Below are 14,532 nucleotides of genomic sequence, written 5' to 3'. Positions count from 1 at the left end.
TAGTTCCTCAGCCCTTCACTGTGGCTTGGTAATATTCGCAGTCGACGTTCAGAACACTTGGAAGCATGCCAACGTTGAACCTGGCCTTAACGTGGGACATGGAGTATTGCGCTTCAATATTCTTACTTCTCGCCGCTAGGGGCATTTCGACATAACTGGTGTATTGATAACGACGACAGGTTCTGCCGTATTGCCTGATGACGGTATCGAGCAACTTAGGGACGTTGGTTAAATCACCGTCTTTGATTTTTAAGCTGATGACATCCCAATCCACATTGGCTAAACGTTCGTCTTGAGTGATATGCGGATAGCCCAACTTAGCGAACATCTCCTCCCACCCCGCTATCGTGCCCGCGTCGCGAGCAAATCCGTATGCATGAGCCACACGAATACGAAACAGAGCTTCCGGCTCTTGGCCTAAGCGTTCGACTTCACGTTGCCAGGCAAGAATATTGACCAGTGCCATTGGCGCGGTTAACGGATCATGCTGCTGCAGTGGCATTTCGAATGCCGCTCTCACATGTTCCCAGTAGTTACGCATGGCTCGTGCGAACTTAGCCAGTTCGCCACGCCCCATCCAGTAACGCAGATTAATCTCAGGAATTTTCAACGGTCACCCCCAGAGAATTAATGCGCGGTACCGTCAAGTTATTGATGATGTCGGCGTTATCGAATTCGAGCGATTCAATCTCTGAAAACTGCTCATGCAGCTCTTGCCCTAATCTTGAGAAACTGAATCGAAGAACCGGACTAGTCACTGTTGGCGAGTAATCGGTGTTCTCACGGAAAGCCGCGCTAATAAACTGCTCCACTTTCATTTTCAACGCGTCTCGGCCTTCCATCGTTAATGAACGAAGTGGCCAAACCCGGCAGACAATATCGTGAGTCGTTTCTGGCATGGCGAGGACTTGCAGATCATCACCATGTCCGTGCTGACCTTCGACACGGATGTACTCATTCAAATCCGCCAACATTTCTGCCGATGGTTCCCCCGTATCTAAAAGAATGAACGCGTTTGCGGTACCTGGTCCACGCGGGGCGTTATGCTCAAAATAAACATTGTCGTCGTTGATACCTGCGCGACTGGTGAGCAGCGAACGGTAGGCCGCATCAATGTGCCATCTTGCTACTGCGCTCCATTGGTTACGTATACGTAGACGGAGTTCGTCATTACTCTCTTTGTCTGCCCCTGCTTCATTCAACCATTCGGCAGGGTTCGTCACTGCGCCAATACCCGGAATGGCTGTTGGTAAAATGTGGTAATACCCTTCACCTAGGTTGTAAGCCGCGCCCTCGTTCTCTGCCTCGACTTCTGCCATCACCATGGTTTCGTTTTCTGGCATCGTGGTATCCGCAAGCACCGTTACTCGGTAAATCGTGCCATTAATCGGTTCGGTCTGTACCCATGTATCTTTGGGAATAACCAACGCAGGTCCTTTAGCCGCAGAACGTTGAAAAGCGATCATCCCTTTGGCTTTGGTTGCCCCTTTGCGGGTGAGTTTGCATTGCCACGCCAACAGGTCGAGCCATTGATCAACGGCGGTCGCAACAAACATATTCGGCAAGACATAGCCAACCAATAAAGTATTGATAAGCCACATCGTGACTTTCACGACCGTGGCTTCAATAAGGCGCCAAAATGGAGAGAACGGCGAGTCGTTTGAGATGATGGAACCTTCTTTGTCCATTTCCTCTTTGAGTATTTTCTTCCACCCTGCTTCATCGGTTGGGATACCCGATTGCTTCACCAGTTCGGAATAGTCTGGTTTTGGAATATCAGTCATTAACGCTCTCCGTTATTCACTATCTCTAATTGCAACTCGCCAAAGTCCATGGTGTCGGCAAATACGTAAATCGTGCCCTCGGTCGGTTCATCCAAACGCACGGTACCTGGTACCAATCGAACGTCTTCTTCAACAAGCAGTTCCAGCCTGGTGCGGATATCGGCTTTCTTTGATGGGCTTCGCTCAGCAATTAAATCCACTGCTAAATTGCTCTCGATGATGGCGTGTTTGATGTCTTGGGCGATCACCGCACGGTCTTGAATCAAGATTGGGTTGCGGCCTGCATCGAGCACCACATCCCCGTTCTCAATCAAATGTCCTGGTATTTGTAATCCGCCATTAGCCTGCCGCCATTTCTATTTCACTCGCTATGTCTTGCGGGCTGTTCATGTAGGTTGGATAAATCGCCACACCGCCGTAGTTGGTTGAGCTGGTTTGATAGCTGGCAATGTTCTTGGCTGCGCCTCCAGGTTGAATTTGTGCTCGAGGCGTAGCGCTTTGAACGGACTTCGATTTCACTTGAGTCACTTCATCATCACCGCCCAAACCTGGTATCCAATCAATGAGTCCTTTTACGGAATCCCAAATTCCCGCTAGGCTCTGAGAAATCCAATTGAACACTCCGGAAAAAACGTCCTTAATTGAGTTGGCCATATCACCGAGAAAGGCAAATCCACTAGTGTCGGTAAAGCCGCTCATGACCCATTGCCAACCTGCCTTGATGAACTCAAACATGGCTCTGAATGGAAGTGTGATTAAAGTGATTGCCCCTTCTAGTACTTGGAACCAGGTTGTGTCACCAAACGAGGCTTTCAGATCATCCCAGTAGAAGATCAGCGCACCGACTGCGGCGATTGCGGCAACGACAGCACCAGCAATGAATCCTATTGGGTTCGCCATCATTGCGATGTTTACCGCTAGCATTGCAACGCGAAGCGCTGCCATTCCTTTAGTTAGTAAAAAGTTCACCCCTGTAAACATCTTCATGGTGAGCATATAAGTCGCCATGACTTGTTTACCTACACCCATCATTAAGGTAAAAGCACCACCTGCTGCTGCTGCACCTAAAATCGCCATGGCAGCAAAACCAATGTACTTGGTCAGGTTCGGGAACATCTCTGTCCATTCGATGATTTCTATCGCACCATCAGCCAAGCTTGAAATCACAGGCAAGAGAGAAGGCAACAACGCGGCACCAAAAGCAGTGCGAACTGCAAACACGCCTTGTTCGAGTCGTTCCCATTGGTCGGTCATCGCTCCGGCCATGTTAATTGCCGTATTTAAGTTACTAGCATCATTTAGGTCTTTGACGCTGGATTGCAGCTCATTCGTTTTGCCTATCAAGTCGGTGATAAGCAGCACGGCTTCATCCGAGCCGAAAGCTTGCTTAATCTGATCAATTTCCAGTGAATCTAAATCACCGAATTGGTTGCGTAGTTTCGACATAATGTCGAACATGGGCAGCATTTTTCCGTTATTGTCGGTAAACGACATACCAAGCTTGTCTTGTGCTTTGACAACACCGTTCATAAAAGCTTTGTAACGAGTCCCCGCTTCACTACCAGTCATAGAGCCTTGTAGTAGGCCAAGCACGGCCATTTGCTCTTGAATGGCTACGCCGTGAGTTTTACCTAATGCGCCAACACCTTTAAACGCATCCGACATGCCTTGACCCGTGGTTTTGAACCTCTCGACAGATTTTGCGGTCATACCTGCCACTTGTTCAGCCCAGTTGTCTTTACCAATCCGATCGGCTTGGTCTTTAAAAACCGAGTACATGGTGCCCATGTAGTTGGTAATGGTGGCTGTATCTGCTTTAGTCGCAGCGGCTAAAATAGCCGAGCTTCTTGTGACACCCGCCAGTTCATCGCCTGTCATATCTCCCATAGCAGATTTGATATCATACGAAGCCGCCACAAATTCAGTGGCCGACTTACCGTATTCAACCGAAAACTTCATTGCGGTTTGGGTAAGGGTTTTTAGTTGGTCATCGGCAACACCAAGTGATTTCACTTCACCTAATGCCCTGTCCATCTCAATTGCTGGCATTAAGGCTTGTTGCAATGCAAAGCCAGCACCCACCATGCCTGCCGCGCCAGCCATCATGGTATGAGTACCCTGACGGTAGGTATTGGTGACATCATTCAAATTGCGTTGAATATTACCCAGAGGTTTAGAAATCTGGTCAATCAATCCAACTTGAAATCTGAGTGCTTCTGGTAACATCGTGTTCCTTATCAGCTAAACGCCTTGGCAACCCCGTTAGCGGTGGCAGCTTGCATGTTTTCCCAATACTGACGCTCTAACCAAATGGCCCTTGCAAGGTTCTCTTCGCTGTCTGTCTCACTCGGCAACCACTTACGACGCCAGGTGAGCATTTGTTCGAGCTCGTTGGAGTCCATAGCCCGAACAAGGGCATCTATTTTTTTACTTTGATCTGTAGCTTCGGCGTGTATTCCTTGAGAACTTCACCCACAACCTGAATCGCTGCTCCTGGGTTATCGTTCGTCAATTCACGGAAGGCTTCTTTGCTTTCTTCTGTAACGGTGTTCATCAGAAAGTTATGCGCAGAGTTCACGATTTCACCCTGTGCCAATGCGTTCATGTAGTCGTTGTAATCTGCTTCTGTTGGGACGAACGTGATATCTGCATCACCGACCGTTAGTACAATTTGCTTGCTCATGCTACATCTCTCTCTTTATCTAGCTTGGTTTCCAAACGGTCGAACCGTCCGTTAATTGAATCTTTCAAATCATCTACGGCTTCCCGTAGTTCGTGCTTGGTGGCGTACTTTTCAGCGACATCACCACGCAGTCGCTCAGTGGCTAGCTCATTGGCATGGATACGACGATCATGATCTCGGGCGGTGTTCTGCCCTTTATCCGTTCTGCCGAAAACCACATTGATGATGGCGATAAGCAGCGCTATCGTTGCCACAATCGCCGATATCCATGATGAATCCATCGCTATTCCTTCTGTGGCACTTCTTTTAAGCGTTTGCCTTGTAATGCATTGATGATGTCGTCAACCGTCTCTTGCAGAACGTCGTTTGTGCTAAGACCTTTCAAGGTTTCCAAGCCCCATACCACAACACGTGTGGCGAAGCGTTCAAGGATGATTGACCAACTGATTTGAAAGAACAGGCCTTTCAATACTTCCAACAATGTCTTGCCAACGATTCCAGTTATGAAACTCATGCTGCTTCTCCAATTAGCGATTGATATGCTTGCAGGTAATCTCCTGCGGTTGCTTTCCCTGCGCTCGTGTTCCAGTACTGCTTCGCGTACCGAGCCAAACCTTCTAGGTCATCAGCATCTGGTAACGCTTCTGGGAACCGAATTAAATTGAGCCGTGCGGTGGCCACTGCGAACTCTGGCGAGATCACCATGTAACGCGGGTCTAAGTGCTCAACGGGGCCAAACATCGACAATGCATCCAACAAGTGAGGGCGACTCTTACCTAACCACTCAACAAGCCAATTGAAGGTGGCGGGTTCCATTTGGGTAAAGCCCAATGCAGGACCACGTACTTGTTTTGAGTAAGTAAACTTTCCAGACTCATGGGCAATAATCATCAGGATCAGATTAATCGCCGCTTGAGTGTTCATTGTGCCTTTACCACCGGATGCCATATCTAAGTGGTCAAGGACTGGCTTCATGATTTTCTCAACAAAGAGCTTTGCTAAATTCATCGGTTCATTCGCTCCAATTCGCTTTGACACTGGGTGCAGTAGATGCAACCTGGTACTTTTTGGCGGCGTTTTTCTGGGATTGGGTCGCCACATTCGCCGCATTCATGTGCGCTTTCCCGTTCTTCAATTCGCTTAGCCCTTGCCAGTTGGTTGGCAAGCGCCACTTCTGTGAATTGGGTTTCAATACCGCAGGCATGGTCGATAACATCTGCCATCATGCCTCCTTGTTATTGAACCAAATCTTCGGTTTCATCCGGACGTAGGTACGGCACACCGTTGATGCTGACAAAGTCTGGGCTTGTCACCTCGAACGGCAGCTTGTGAACTAATGCACTACCGCCATTCGAATCGGCATCAAGTAGGTCAGAGATTTTGATACGACATCCGAAGGCTTCAATTTTGAGCTCATCTTTATCAATCTTGCCGTAGAACAGCGCGTCAAAATCAGGCATTCCTCGCCAAGAGCCGGCTTGTTTCGCAGCTTTGCCTAGCAGGTTAAATTGCTGCGTGGTCAGCTCCATTTCACCACTAGCCTCAACATCGCCGTCGACGTAACCATCTGGCACACCCGAGGTTTTATTGATGGCGGAATTATCGGTAATCGATAACGTGACTTTTTGTGCTTTGAGCTTGTAGTCACCTAAGGAGAAATGCATGTTCTTGCCAGAAATTCTCATGGATTACGCCTCCAAATCTGTAGGGTTAGTAAGATCAAGCGCGATGTTGACCACGATGTGTTTCGGGCAGTTATGAGGGCGAACCATCAAACCGATAGACACTTTGGTTTTGGTTACCCACTGAATGGTGACGTCCCCATCTTCTGGCGGCATGATTTCACCAGGGAAGGTAATACCGCCGACTTCTGTCGTTTTCGACATGTCACGCATATCTTTGCGAAAGTAAGTGCGGTTCAGCTCAATACTTGCAGGCGTTGAGTTAAGAATGCGGTCTGCAATACGGCGGATCGCTTTGATACGCACACGACGATTAAGCTTGTGCACCGGGCGAACGTATTCGAGGTACTGATAATCGCCGCCTTTGGCTTCCAATGTGGTCGCATCCGACCAGTACACCCCTTCTAAATCGGCATACCATTGCGGCAATGAGTAACGTGCATCAGCTAGCGTTGCGATGGTACTCATCTCTAATGCTTTCCCTGCGCTGTCCGTTGGCATGTCTCCCAAACTCAAGACTGAACCTGTTGCGACACGCATCGGGCTGTCTGCTACCGTGACGTTTCGATCACATAAACGACCAGCGAGTACACCTACGTTATTGCCGTTAAGCTGAGGAACGGGCGTCACGAGGTTTGCAGAAACATCTTTCACCAGGTCAAGCATGGCGGTTTCGTACTCTGCCCACGTTTGGCCTGTATCAGGGGTTGAATCAATGCCCGCACAAGCGGCGAGGAAGAACACCCAACGACCAAGTTTGCTAGTCAGCTCGGTTGCTTTCGACTGCATATCATCAAACTGAGTTTTGACCGTGACTGGGTCACAAATAGCAATGCCTTCGAATGAGTCAGTCCGGTTCGCCAGATCAACAGCGTCTTGCCAGGTATCGTCTGCATCTAAGCCAACAATCGCACCCGTCCAGTTTTGTTTGCCGTTAAGCTGGGCGGCTTTCACGTTCAGACCAAGCGCATCATCGGCAACAACTTCGTCAAGGTTGGTCATGTTATTAATACGGGTCACTTTGCCTTGCAGTTCGGCCTTGTCAGTACGCCCGATGAAAAGCACGTGACGTTCTATCTCAGGGATACCGCCTTGTGCCAAATTGAGATTGTTAACCTCTACCTTTCCGGTTGCCATTGGTTATTTCCTCTGTTTTGCCTGCTCAAATATCTTGATGAGCTGGCGGTTCACTTCACGTTCTTTACTACCGAGAATCTGACGCTCTGCTAATGGAATATCCCAACTGGTGATATTTGGCTGATTAGAGAGTTCTCGAATGAGCTGTCCTGCTTGTCCGTGGGTGATGGTTACCATCAACTCACGTAAGCTGGCTTTCTTTCGTCCTTTGCCGCTTTTTCTCGGTACCGTGTAACCCAGTTCTCTTAGCTTTCTCGCTTGCCCCTTGGTACAAGGTGCTGAGTAATCCGGTTTGCCCCATCGCTTTTGCATTTGGCGCTTGGTCATTTTTTGCTTTTGACCAAGGTGGTGCCTTGCTGCGATTTTTGCGGTTAACTTATTACTCCAAGTCAAATCAAGCTGGTTGGCGTTTCTCACATAAGGCGTTAAGCCCTTTGCCATCCGCTTTAAAACCTTGCCTTTCTTCTTTCCTTTCTTTGGTTGTAGAGCGCGTCCGTTAACGTCTTTTTGGGAACGAATGCGCTTTCTGGTATTGGTCGTTTCCCAACGGCCAAGGGTTTTCAGTATCCAGACTCGCTTTTTAGGTGGCAGAGCCAGCATGGCCAGCTTTTCCTGCATGTTGAGCACATCGCGCTCATTGACCTTAATTTGCGGCTTCATTCACCAACTCCGCTTCTTCTGCGGTGTAGATTTCAACGGCCTGCACTCGGTAGGTTTCCCCTCGCCAAGTGATCATTCCCGCTGGGTCAGGGATCAGCTCAATCGGCTCCATCATTTCCAATTCAATGGCAACGTCGGCTACCTCACTGCTGATCACATCAACCGAAAGGTCTGGGTCGCCTAACTCATCTTCATTGCGCGTGGTGTCGTAATCGCTGAGCCAACAGGCAACCAGAGCAAGTAAGCAGCGAGGGTCCAAAAGTCGGTGCGGAAATTCTTCAATACTGATCACTGCGTTGTACTTCCAGTGACAGGCGATATAACCGCCGTTCCCTCGGTCTTCACCGTTTGGCACGATGGAGCCGTTTTCCTGCCAGGCATCAATTTTGTTATCGAGCACATTGGAATTCAGGTGACTGACGATGTAATCCGTCAGGTGTTCCAGCTTGGTTTTGTTGTAAGTGGTTTCGCTCATATCGAGTCAATCCCATTTGCACTGCGGCCAAGGAGCGCACGCACATCTTTGTTACTCTGGGCGAGAAAACGTGCCTCTTGTTCCGGTTCATCCGTTGCCACGCTTTCACCTTCTTTGCGGCGGTCTTGAGTCGCAAACTCTTTCATCAGTTCGGCGTGAGCCCGACCATAAACCGCACGCTTGTAGAGCATGATTTTCGGGCTGCTCAGCACTGGTTTTTCGCCATCTACGATCAGGCTTTCTAATCGTTCTTGAATATTCAGCGCGGCGATGGCCACCGCGTAGTTCAAAGAGTCGTTATCAAACGTATGGGGAACACGGCGTAAACTGCGAAATTCAGCCGTAGATAAATCCGGCCATCCTTCACCTGGTATGGCGATATCGACTGCACTGTTAACATTTCCGCCAAAGCTCATAACGGTCCCTTGATTAGTTAAATTAGGGCGCCTCTAGCCACTGGGTCGACGGTATCGAGTTAGCCGGTTAGCTTCTCTTACCTCACCAGCCGAGGCGCGGTGGCGTAGGAGTCTTTACAGATTCTTGCCTTCGTTAATGGCGCGAATACGGGCTTCAATCTTCTTGATTTGGGTACCCACCCCCACTTTGCTGTTCTTATCGTGCGCGTGTTGAAGCAGAGCCAATGCTTTTTCTAATGTTTCTACGTTGCCAACAGCTGTGGCTTGCGGCTGGCCTTCTTCATTTCGGATCAGGTATAAACCCGCGAACTTGTACCACTTAGCGTGAACCTTCTCGTGCAAGCGCCACTCTTTCTCGACCTTATCGAACACCTGGGAGAAGTAAGGCTCAATGGAATGACCACGTTCAGATTCTTTCTCCGCCCATGCCAACACTTCGTCAGCACAGAACGTCGGCCAGTCACGGCGGAAGTTTTCTGGCGTAGGCAAATCTAGCTCAATGGCTTTCATGCACCACTCAATCGCGGCATCCAGCTCTTTAATGTCGAATAGCCAAACCACCATGTTGGTAAAAATTGGGTTTTCGAACGCTTCGCCACTTTCTAAATAAGCCTGAACATACGGCTTGTATTTCGGTACCAGCACTTCACGCTTGTGCTTAATTCGATCAGCGATGGCGTTAAATGAGCGCAAATACTTGCGGTCTTCTTCAAACTCAATCAGCTTGATGTGCAGGCTGTCGGTATCTGCACCGGAAATGACTTCCGGTACAGACTGGTTAGCTTGCTGTTCAATGAGCTTTCGACGCTGTTTTGCTAATGGGCTAACCATGCATTACTCCTTAAGCAGCAGGCTCAACAACGGTCACCGCTTCAATCGCAGCGAACTTGTTCAGGTTACCGATGGCGTAACCTTCCATACGGATATGGTTTTGTTTGAAGCGAAGCGTGTCTTCATCATTCTTTTGCTTACGCCACTGCGTGCCTTCCTGCGTGAGTACTTGCAGGTTTTTGGTGTTGGTTACCCAAACCTGATCGACTGGGAAGAACGGCGCTTGATAGGCTTTCTTACCTGCAATGGTTTTTGCCAGTTGTTGAGCAGCTTTGTGCTCGGTAGGCGTGTTTGCCGCTTCCAGTAAACGGTGCTGCTCTGCTGCGACCAAGTTTGAACCGACGAGAACCACAAGATCAGGGTCTTGGCGGTGCTCTGGCGCAATCGTGGTATTGATCAGGTCTTGAACCAACGAATCTAGGTTTTTGTAAGAATCCGCGGTTGCACCTGATGAGTCGAGTTGGGCAGAAGCAAGGACTTGGCTCGCTTTCTTCTCTTTCGCGATAGTCAGCCAACCTTTGTTGACATCCTGACCAAGTGGATTTGCGACTGGGTCTGTTACCGTTGCAGCCGATGTACCATTGAAGCCAACACGTAGAATATCGAGAGCAAAACGGCGCGAGATGGCATTTTGCATCATCTTCAACCATTCATTTTTAGAACCTGAGTTCGCCCATTGAGTCATGGTTTCCCAAAGAATGTGCGCACCAGAATCAGTTTTAACCAACTCGTAGGTGTTACCACTTTGGCCTACTTCTACGCTAAAGCGCTCATTGTTGCCGCGGCCTGTTGATAGACCATCGTTACCAACATCAACAACCTGACCTTTGATTTGCTGTACAGGCAGCATCGCGATCATGCCCAAGAAGGCATCTGACTGCATAATTGCCTGACGCAGCTTAGTTTCCATTGGCGGCGTAAGGTTAAACATCGTTTGACCTGCTGACGCGCCTGCACTTGTCAACATAGTTGCAGAAAACTCTTGCAGGTATTGAGTTGAAATTGCGTTCAGCATTAAAACATCTCCTTAGCTGAGAATTTATCGTCAGCGCCAGAACCATCTGGTTCTTGACCCGGAACTTCTTTTGAAAGTTCAGCGAATTGGTTTTCGAGACCGTTCACTTTCTCGATTAACGGTTTTAGTTTTTCGTCCAGAGTGGCAGAGAACAGATCAACGCTTGTTCCCTTCTCTTCTGGCTCTGGCGTTTCTGTTTCGTCTTGCAAGTTGAACTCTTCTTTCAGTTCTTGCTTGAACTCGCCTTTGAATGTAGAAAACTGCTCTTGCAGTGCTGCTTTAAGTTGCGCTTCGGTCACGTCGGTGTCCTCTACTTGTGATGGAGTTTCTGGCACTTCATCGCCAGAAGAGAAAAATTCATTGAATGCCGCAAAAAATCGGTCTTTGCGTGTAAAGCAATCGGAGAAGTCCACCTCTTCTAAATGGCTTGCTTTCATCTCGGTGGTTTCGCCAGATTGACGAGAAAATTGAAGGAGCGAAGTACCCGTGGAGGCTGGGGAGTCAGTCGCAGCTAGGCCCATTAAATAGCAACGTCCTTCGCCCTTGTAATCAGGATTTGGTTCGATGGATGTGAATAGCTTTTGCTTTTTTCGGTTGGCTTCGAGCATGAAGTCGTTCGGCTCTAACTTCGCGAACAGACGCATTTTGCCGCTTTCTTCCTCCGCTTTGAGCTCAATAACTTTGCCCCAGTTATCACCGTAACCATAAAATCGACGGTGCTCTGGCCAGATTAGCGCGGTGTACTCTTTTGGGTCATAGCTTGCCGCCATTTGCTCAATCCAATCACGGGTAATTTTGCGCCCGTCTACGGTTGGCCCCTCAGTAGCAATGATTTTCCAGTCACTAATCTTTGGCATTTTGGTACTCAAACTTGTCATTCACATATCGGTGTGAGCAAACAATACGCCTTTGAATAACGGCTTTCAGCCACTTCAATTCCTACCAATTCGGATTTTGCCAAAACTAGAATTTTCAGGAACTTATCTAGGTCATCTGTAAGTTTTCGGCGCGTATGATGCAGCTATGGCATATTCAGATGAAATAAGAGAAGCCGCGAAAAAGCTCTATTTGCGCGGTGTTCCTCCGAAAGAAATTGCAGCGCAACTGAACCTCAATAGTGAGCGCATCCTTTATACCTGGGCGGAGAAATTCGGCTGGGCGTTGTTGTTGGATGAATTGTCTGTAGAGCAGATGATTAACCGCCGTTTAGCGGTGCTGATAGATAAGGATGAGAAAACCGATCAGCAGCTCAAGGAAATGGACAAGCTAATCGATCACCACGTTAAGCTGTTAAAAGCTCACGCTGATGCAAAAGCCAAAGTAGAGCGACACCTTTCGCAAGGTAGCTCACCAAAGAGTGATGGTGACTCATCAAAGCAAAGCAGCAGTAACGGCAACCGTAAAAGGAGCCGTAAGAAGAACAGCATTGAGCACCTAACAGAAGATGACTTTAAAGGCTGGCACGAATCGCTGTTCAAATACCAGCACACGATGCGTAACAACATCAAACAGCGTATTCGTAATATTCTCAAGTCTCGCCAGATTGGTGCTACCTACTATTTCAGTGGTGAAGCCTTAGAAGATGCGATTCTGACTGGTGATAACCAAATCTTTCTTTCTGCATCACGCGCACAGGCTGAAGTTTTCCGCAGCTACATCATTGCGATTGCGAAAGAGTTTTTAGATATCGAGTTAACCGGCAACCCTATCATTCTCTCCAATGGTGCCGAACTGCGCTTTTTGTCCACGAACAGCAAGACCGCGCAGAGTTACCACGGCCATGTGTATGTCGATGAATATTTCTGGATCCCTAAGTTCGATGAGCTGAACAAACTGGCTTCGGCTATGGCAACGCATAAAAAATGGCGCAAAACCTACTTTTCTACGCCGTCTTCTAAAATGCACCAGGCTTACCCATTCTGGACTGGTGACCAGTGGCGCAAAGGTAAAGACTCTCGCGCCCACGTCGAATTCCCGACCTTTAATGAATTCCGAGACGGTGGCCGACTCTGCCCAGACAAACAGTGGCGTTATGTTGTCACTATTGAAGATGCCGCGAATGGTGGTTGTGACCTATTCGACATTGACGAACTGCGCGAAGAATACAGCGATGATGATTTTAAAAACCTGTTTATGTGTGTGTTTGTCGATGGCTCGTTGTCTGTCTTCAAATTCTCTGACCTTGAAAAAGGCATGGTGGATGCCGCTCACTGGCAAGACTTCAAACCAAATAACAAACGCCCTTTTGCCACTCGGGAAGTTTGGTTGGGTTACGACCCAAGCCGAACCCGAGACAACGCCTGTTTGGTGGTTGTCGCTCCGCCTGTCGTCGCGGGTGAACGTTTCCGTGTTTTAGAAAAGCACTATTGGAAAGGGCTGAATTTCCAATATCACGTAGCGGAAATAGATAAAGTCTTTCAGCGCTACAAAGTAACTTACATCGGCGTCGACACCACTGGTATTGGTGGCGGTGTTTGGGACTTAATTTCGAAGAAATACCCACGTGAAGCTCACGCCATCCACTACAGCAACGAAAACAAAAACCGCTTGGTAATGAAGATGATTGACGTCGTAGAAGCCAAACGCCTGCAGTTTGATGCCGATCACAAAGACATTGCCATGGCGTTTATGGCGATTAAGCGCGTCCCAACGGCCAGCGGTAACGCCATGACCTTTAAAGCAGAACGCAGTGAAACGACCGGACACGCCGATGCATTCTGGGCAATCTCTCACGCCATCATCAACGAGCCGTTAGATCACTTAACACCAACTAAATCAACCTGGGCCACTGCAGCATGACCGAGCAAATGAACACTTTAGTCAAACAAGAAGAACACGCGCCAGAGTCGGTCTATCACATCGACTCCTCACCAGAGTCCATCGACTCAAACAGTTGGATGACCACCTATTCAGATTTGTTTTACAACAATGGTGACGACTATTGGGAGCCTCCTATTTCACGCAGTGGCTTAGCCGATATCGCTCGGGCCAACGCCTATCATGGTTCATTGTTGATTGCTCGGGCAAACTACGTAGCCGGACGCTTCCTAAATGGAGGTGCGACCCGCCGCCGACACATCCAAGCCTTTTGCCGTGATTACTTCACCTTTGGCGATGCTGCATTTCTTAAAATCCGCGATGGTTTCAAACGTGTGGTTCGTTTGCATCCATTACCTGGCATGTACCTTCGCAGGCGCAAAAACGGCAATTTCGTCATTCTGGAACGCGACAACCAGCAACGCGAATATAAAAAGGAAGATGTTATTTTCTTGCCTCAGTACGATCCGCAGCAGCAAATCTACGGTTTGGCGGATTATCTTGGTAGCATTCAAAGCAGCTTGTTGAATAAAGACGCGACTTTGTTCCGCCGTCGCTACTATAAGAACGGCGCACACATGGGCTTTATCTTCTACGCCACTGACCCAAACCTTAGTGAAGAAGATGAAGAAATGTTGAAGCAGAAGATCGCCAGTTCTAAAGGCGTGGGTAACTTCCGCAGTATGTTTGTGAATATTCCGAACGGCAAAGAGAAAGGGATTCAACTGATTCCGGTTGGTGATATCGCCACTAAAGATGAATTTGAGCGCATCAAAAATATTACCGCGCAGGACATTCTCGTCGGCCACCGCTTCCCAGTCGGTAAAGCAGGCATTATTCCACAGGGTACCACCAGTTTAGGTGACCCAACGAAGATAGGCAGTGAATACGCCAAGGATGAGATCATCCCTGTGTGTGAGCTGATTATGGATGAGGTGAATTCAGACCCCGAGGTACCTAAGCACTTGCGCCTTAACTTCAATTTAATACATGGAGATACGGCCTAAACCCGCCCCAAAAACTGTATAAAAA

General features: G+C 48.5%; 19 protein-coding genes and 1 pseudogene. 2 read left to right on the top strand and 18 right to left on the bottom strand.

Annotated features, from left to right (window positions below; all coding sequences use genetic code 11):
- Positions 1 to 7: 7 nt before the first annotated feature.
- From R7E00_RS05965 to R7E00_RS05880, 18 genes and pseudogenes are all read right to left on the bottom strand, one after another.
- Positions 8 to 610 carry a phage tail protein gene (locus R7E00_RS05965; RefSeq protein ID WP_065870476.1) on the bottom strand — a complete coding sequence of 201 codons (603 nt, stop codon included), beginning with the start codon at positions 608 to 610 and terminating at the stop codon, positions 8 to 10.
- On the bottom strand, positions 597 to 1,784 hold the full coding sequence (locus tag R7E00_RS05960) for a baseplate J/gp47 family protein (RefSeq protein ID WP_318124414.1): 1,188 nt from the start codon (positions 1,782 to 1,784) through the stop codon (positions 597 to 599). The genes R7E00_RS05965 and R7E00_RS05960 overlap by 14 nt, the downstream gene beginning before the upstream one ends.
- Positions 1,784 to 2,124 (bottom strand): annotated as a pseudogene (locus R7E00_RS05955) (DUF2590 family protein). Before R7E00_RS05955 ends, R7E00_RS05960 begins: the two are co-directional and overlap by 1 nt.
- Positions 2,124 to 4,010, bottom strand: a complete 1,887-nt coding sequence (locus R7E00_RS05950; protein WP_065870474.1) for a phage tail tape measure protein — start codon at positions 4,008 to 4,010, stop codon at positions 2,124 to 2,126. The pseudogene R7E00_RS05955 and the gene R7E00_RS05950 overlap by 1 nt, the downstream one beginning before the upstream one ends.
- 11 nt (positions 4,011 to 4,021) lie before the next feature.
- Entirely contained in the window at positions 4,022 to 4,162 is a 141-nt protein-coding gene (locus R7E00_RS05945) for a DUF6890 family protein (protein WP_258501159.1), read from the bottom strand.
- Between the two features lie 41 nt (positions 4,163 to 4,203).
- The gene (locus R7E00_RS05940; RefSeq protein ID WP_047508669.1) at positions 4,204 to 4,467 is read right to left on the bottom strand and encodes a putative phage tail assembly chaperone; all 264 of its coding nucleotides are present in this window, start codon (positions 4,465 to 4,467) and stop codon (positions 4,204 to 4,206) included.
- Positions 4,464 to 4,748, bottom strand: a complete 285-nt coding sequence (locus tag R7E00_RS05935) for a hypothetical protein (RefSeq protein ID WP_025517570.1) — start codon at positions 4,746 to 4,748, stop codon at positions 4,464 to 4,466. The genes R7E00_RS05940 and R7E00_RS05935 overlap by 4 nt, the downstream gene beginning before the upstream one ends.
- A gap of 2 nt (positions 4,749 to 4,750) precedes the next feature.
- Positions 4,751 to 4,981 (bottom strand): hypothetical protein, encoded by a 231-nt coding sequence (locus tag R7E00_RS05930; protein WP_065870473.1) that lies wholly within the window; start codon positions 4,979 to 4,981, stop codon positions 4,751 to 4,753.
- Positions 4,978 to 5,475, bottom strand: coding sequence for a hypothetical protein (locus R7E00_RS05925; RefSeq protein WP_065870472.1), 498 nt, complete (start codon positions 5,473 to 5,475; stop codon positions 4,978 to 4,980). Before R7E00_RS05925 ends, R7E00_RS05930 begins: the two co-directional genes overlap by 4 nt.
- Positions 5,472 to 5,690 carry a TraR/DksA C4-type zinc finger protein gene (locus R7E00_RS05920; protein ID WP_065302675.1) on the bottom strand — a complete coding sequence of 73 codons (219 nt, stop codon included), beginning with the start codon at positions 5,688 to 5,690 and terminating at the stop codon, positions 5,472 to 5,474. The genes R7E00_RS05925 and R7E00_RS05920 overlap by 4 nt, the downstream gene beginning before the upstream one ends.
- Before the next feature lie 12 nt (positions 5,691 to 5,702).
- Positions 5,703 to 6,152, bottom strand: coding sequence for a phage protein (locus R7E00_RS05915; RefSeq protein ID WP_065870471.1), 450 nt, complete (start codon positions 6,150 to 6,152; stop codon positions 5,703 to 5,705).
- Positions 6,153 to 6,155: 3 nt separating this feature from the next.
- Positions 6,156 to 7,286, bottom strand: a complete 1,131-nt coding sequence (locus tag R7E00_RS05910) for a DUF2586 domain-containing protein (protein WP_065870470.1) — start codon at positions 7,284 to 7,286, stop codon at positions 6,156 to 6,158.
- Between the two features lie 3 nt (positions 7,287 to 7,289).
- The gene (locus R7E00_RS05905) at positions 7,290 to 7,946 is read right to left on the bottom strand and encodes a virion morphogenesis protein (RefSeq protein WP_065870469.1); all 657 of its coding nucleotides are present in this window, start codon (positions 7,944 to 7,946) and stop codon (positions 7,290 to 7,292) included.
- Positions 7,930 to 8,421, bottom strand: coding sequence for a phage tail protein (locus tag R7E00_RS05900; protein ID WP_065870468.1), 492 nt, complete (start codon positions 8,419 to 8,421; stop codon positions 7,930 to 7,932). Before R7E00_RS05900 ends, R7E00_RS05905 begins: the two co-directional genes overlap by 17 nt.
- The gene (locus R7E00_RS05895; RefSeq protein ID WP_065870467.1) at positions 8,418 to 8,837 is read right to left on the bottom strand and encodes a head completion/stabilization protein; all 420 of its coding nucleotides are present in this window, start codon (positions 8,835 to 8,837) and stop codon (positions 8,418 to 8,420) included. Before R7E00_RS05895 ends, R7E00_RS05900 begins: the two co-directional genes overlap by 4 nt.
- A gap of 114 nt (positions 8,838 to 8,951) precedes the next feature.
- Entirely contained in the window at positions 8,952 to 9,668 is a 717-nt protein-coding gene (gene gpM / locus R7E00_RS05890) for a phage terminase small subunit (RefSeq protein WP_065870466.1), read from the bottom strand.
- A gap of 10 nt (positions 9,669 to 9,678) precedes the next feature.
- Positions 9,679 to 10,683 carry a phage major capsid protein, P2 family gene (locus tag R7E00_RS05885; protein WP_065870465.1) on the bottom strand — a complete coding sequence of 335 codons (1,005 nt, stop codon included), beginning with the start codon at positions 10,681 to 10,683 and terminating at the stop codon, positions 9,679 to 9,681.
- Positions 10,683 to 11,540 (bottom strand): GPO family capsid scaffolding protein, encoded by an 858-nt coding sequence (locus R7E00_RS05880; protein WP_045607476.1) that lies wholly within the window; start codon positions 11,538 to 11,540, stop codon positions 10,683 to 10,685. The genes R7E00_RS05885 and R7E00_RS05880 overlap by 1 nt, the downstream gene beginning before the upstream one ends.
- Positions 11,541 to 11,706: 166 nt before the next feature.
- Between R7E00_RS05880 and R7E00_RS05875 the strand changes: the two genes are divergently transcribed.
- Both R7E00_RS05875 and R7E00_RS05870 read left to right on the top strand, forming a co-directional pair.
- Positions 11,707 to 13,482, top strand: a complete 1,776-nt coding sequence (locus R7E00_RS05875; RefSeq protein ID WP_140098600.1) for a terminase large subunit domain-containing protein — start codon at positions 11,707 to 11,709, stop codon at positions 13,480 to 13,482.
- Positions 13,479 to 14,507, top strand: a complete 1,029-nt coding sequence (locus R7E00_RS05870) for a phage portal protein (RefSeq protein ID WP_140098602.1) — start codon at positions 13,479 to 13,481, stop codon at positions 14,505 to 14,507. Before R7E00_RS05875 ends, R7E00_RS05870 begins: the two co-directional genes overlap by 4 nt.
- The last annotated feature ends 25 nt before the right edge of the window (positions 14,508 to 14,532 follow it).

The sequence above is a fragment of the Vibrio sp. Vb1755 genome (genome assembly GCF_033338635.1).
Lineage (GTDB): Bacteria > Pseudomonadota > Gammaproteobacteria > Enterobacterales > Vibrionaceae > Vibrio > Vibrio alginolyticus.
This window is presented reverse-complemented; position numbering and strand designations above follow the sequence as displayed.